This is a genomic window from Sphingobium sp. (genome assembly GCF_003248505.1).
Lineage (GTDB): Bacteria > Pseudomonadota > Alphaproteobacteria > Sphingomonadales > Sphingomonadaceae > Sphingobium.
The window spans coordinates 1-2,828 of the sequence record NZ_QFOA01000152.1; the positions used below are offsets into that span (position 1 = coordinate 1).

General features: G+C 57.6%; 5 protein-coding genes. 1 reads left to right on the plus strand and 4 read right to left on the minus strand.

Features of this window, described 5'->3' with window-relative positions; genetic code table 11:
• Positions 1–173 precede the first annotated feature (173 nt).
• Positions 174–380, plus strand: a complete 207-nt coding sequence (locus tag DI606_RS19920; protein WP_293985724.1) for a hypothetical protein — start codon at positions 174–176, stop codon at positions 378–380.
• Here DI606_RS19920 and DI606_RS19925 read toward each other — a convergent pair.
• From DI606_RS19925 to DI606_RS19940, 4 genes are all read right to left on the minus strand, one after another.
• Positions 377–643: a hypothetical protein gene (locus DI606_RS19925; RefSeq protein WP_367119505.1), complete on the minus strand. Its 267-nt coding sequence runs from the start codon at positions 641–643 to the stop codon at positions 377–379. The two genes, DI606_RS19920 and DI606_RS19925, sit on opposite strands and share 4 nt — an antisense overlap.
• Positions 644–742: 99 nt before the next feature.
• Positions 743–1,414, minus strand: a complete 672-nt coding sequence (locus DI606_RS19930) for an SOS response-associated peptidase family protein (protein WP_367119506.1) — start codon at positions 1,412–1,414, stop codon at positions 743–745.
• Between the two features lie 57 nt (positions 1,415–1,471).
• Positions 1,472–2,323, minus strand: a complete 852-nt coding sequence (locus DI606_RS19935) for a glycosyltransferase (protein ID WP_293985729.1) — start codon at positions 2,321–2,323, stop codon at positions 1,472–1,474.
• The gene (locus tag DI606_RS19940) at positions 2,308–2,739 is read right to left on the minus strand and encodes a bifunctional 2-polyprenyl-6-hydroxyphenol methylase/3-demethylubiquinol 3-O-methyltransferase UbiG (protein ID WP_293985731.1); all 432 of its coding nucleotides are present in this window, start codon (positions 2,737–2,739) and stop codon (positions 2,308–2,310) included. The genes DI606_RS19935 and DI606_RS19940 overlap by 16 nt, the downstream gene beginning before the upstream one ends.
• Between the last annotated feature and the right edge of the window lie 89 nt (positions 2,740–2,828).

Here is a 2,828-nt window from a genome sequence, read left to right on the forward strand (position 1 = left end):
CCGCAACAGCAAATGGTAGCCAGAATTCACCAACCGGCGCGGCCACCTATCGGCCATCATAATTGACGCCGACCGGACTCCGTAATCGTCGCGCTACAATTATGCTCCCTGAGAGGGTCGTCCTTGGGAACCAAGAAAACAATGGGGTTTTTCATACATGGACTGGAGGACAAATGTCGGACGAAGGACTCATTCAGACCAAACCAGGTCAAGCTCACTCGGAGGACGGCCTCGTCGTTCTCGATGGTCCCGATGGCATCGCTGTTACGATGACGGCAGAAGCCGCGCGCGGAACAGCCGCAAGCCTGAAGTCGGCAGCGGATGAAGTCCTAGGCGAAGAGGTAAGCCCCTCTGCACCGATCAATGATTTGGAAAGTTAACCAGCCTCAATATCCAGACCGGCATACCATTCTGCATATGGCGTGTTCCTCGCCATGTGCCTGTTGTAATCCGGCATGCTATCGGTCCACCACACATGCCCACGCTCTCCCAGCGCTTCCTTGGCAGAATTCACAAGCCTGTGTGCATTTCTCTCTCCCTCCTCATCTCCTGATCGCTTGGCGACCGCAACCTGGCGCCTGGCGTCCATCAATTTATCGACGAGCTCCTGGCGACGTTGCTCAGAAAGGCTGGGATCAGACATCCGCCACAGCCGGCCGCGGACCACAAAGTAACGTCCGTCCGGTGTGACCGGATGCTCGCCCGCCGTCCGCCCAGTAGTCGCTTCATCGCTGCGTGGCATCTATATGAAGGAAAGCTGTGGCTGACCGGATATGGGCAGCGTGCCAGATCGCCAGAGATCCTCTGTCCGCTCCACTTCCATACGGCTCTCCCCGAATGGTTCGCGGAATTGAAACGCGATCACATCCTGGATCGATCCTTGAAACCACCGCTGATATTCGTGGGGATCCAGTAGAACTGGCATCCGATCATTGGTCGGCATCACCGCAGGGTTCGCGGTCATCGTCATTCCCGCATAGACGGGACCATAGTCGATGATGTTCCGGCAAAAGCCAGCCCAAGCCATGACCGGCTGCCCCTTCACGGAAAACCATGTCCTCGTCTTCCTACCGGCGGCACCGTCCGGATTTGCGAAATGCGAGATCGGGATGATGCACCTGTATCTCGGATCGACGACCATCTGTTCCCACATCCTATTCGTGAGATCAGCAACGAGCCCGATGCGACCAGGCAGCTCTTCTCCGGAGAGAGACTCACGAGTGAAGCGCGGAAAGCCCCAGTCCATCGGCTTAAGAAACCGGCGCCCCTTATGCTCGATGATCGCCATCCCGCCTGCGCCTTCGGTCGTCTCGGCTGGCAATTCTATTGTGCCCGGGAGCTGAGCATCGAACTGGCGGGCGATCTCATCCAGCGGGCTGGCAAAGATATGAAGTCGGGACATTGGCAGCTCCATGACTGCGAGACTCGGGAGTCAGAACAAATAAGGAACATACCCTGACCTTACTTGGAGTCAATTCGTCTCGGTCACAAGCGTTCCGGCGATCTCCGTAGCCACGGGCCTGCGCAAAATATCAATTCGGTCATCCGACCACGCTACGAGACCCCGATCTTCGAAGGCGCGCAACCATCCGTCCATCGGCCACCGACTCCAGCGGTCAAAGAAGATGCCAGCATTCCTGACAATATCCTCGAAGTGCTGTAGCGGAGGGTCGTAGGTCGCATGATGCTGATGGAACGCACACGTCCCTCCCTGAAATAGCAAAGGCACGCCAGCCTTCTCCGCGCGAAAGCCAAAATCCGTGTCCTCGGCCCCATACCCGGTGAACGTTTCGTCAAACCCACCCAGATTTCGAAACGTCTTCGCTCGAATACCGAACGCCAGCGACCAAAATAGACCGTAGTTCCTCTCGATCCGAATTCCTCCGGTGGGAAAAGGTCGAGCCGGGTGAGGCTTGCCTCGTGAAAGAAGGTCGTCCTCGCGCCAATCCCCGTCTGCTTGCCCGGGACCAAGATATCGGACTTCCCCACAGACCAGGGCATCATGCGCCGAAAGTGCCACGTCGATCGCTCTAGGCAACGCGGCACTCGGGATGCAATCGACGTCCAGAAAAAGAAGGTGATCCCCGGCCGCCTTAGATGCCGCCAAGTTGCGTGCAGCCGCCAATGGTAGAGCGCCGCCTTCCATGCGAACGACATCAACAGGGAAAGCTCCCGTCTGCACAGTGACGGGTCGGCTGCTTCCCATATCGACTACAATCAGCTCATTCAGCCTGGCTTCAGAGCGCTCGAGGCCTCGCACGAGGTTTGCGAGATGGCGCTCGCGGTTCTTCACCAGCGTGAGCACGCTCAGTTTTTCAGCCATAGGTCCAACCTATATTTCTCGTGTCGGTCGCCTCGACACTGACGAACGTTATCTCCCAGTGCACTTAAGAGCTTCTCAACGGCCTCGTCTCCAGTCTGCGGGTAGTCCGTTTCCAGAATGTAGTGCACAAGCAGAATGACGCTGTTCGACTGAAGCCCCGCAAGCCAGTCCGCTGCCCGATTGATATCCGCATCGTCCCAGTAATAGGCGACCTCAGACAGGACAACGAGATCGAACCCGCTCGCGCTTGGTGCTTGTCGGGGAAACTGCATCGTTGCAAAATCGACGTTCGGAAGCGCATGGCACCGATTCCGAGCCCGCTTCAGGGCGGTCTCGCTGACATCGGCGGCCAGCAATTGGCAGCAGTGTCTAGCAAGCATCGAGGTGAGCGTGCCGCCAGCGCATCTGAACCGCACCGGGTTTGCCGGAGGCTGTTTGGTTTAAGTTACGCAGCCATGGAGACGTCGTCCAGCATGGCATAATATTGTGCTTCGGCTTCAGCAGG

Bases quoted from the DNA above. Each gene is read 5' to 3' on its own strand.
- DI606_RS19920 (WP_293985724.1), top strand. From the start codon at position 174: ATGTCGGACGAAGGACTCATTCAGACCAAACCAGGTCAAGCTCACTCG.
- DI606_RS19925 (WP_367119505.1), bottom strand. From the start codon at position 643: ATGTCTGATCCCAGCCTTTCTGAGCAACGTCGCCAGGAGCTCGTCGAT.
- DI606_RS19930 (WP_367119506.1), bottom strand. From the start codon at position 1,414: ATGGAGCTGCCAATGTCCCGACTTCATATCTTTGCCAGCCCGCTGGAT.
- DI606_RS19935 (WP_293985729.1), bottom strand. From the start codon at position 2,323: ATGGCTGAAAAACTGAGCGTGCTCACGCTGGTGAAGAACCGCGAGCGC.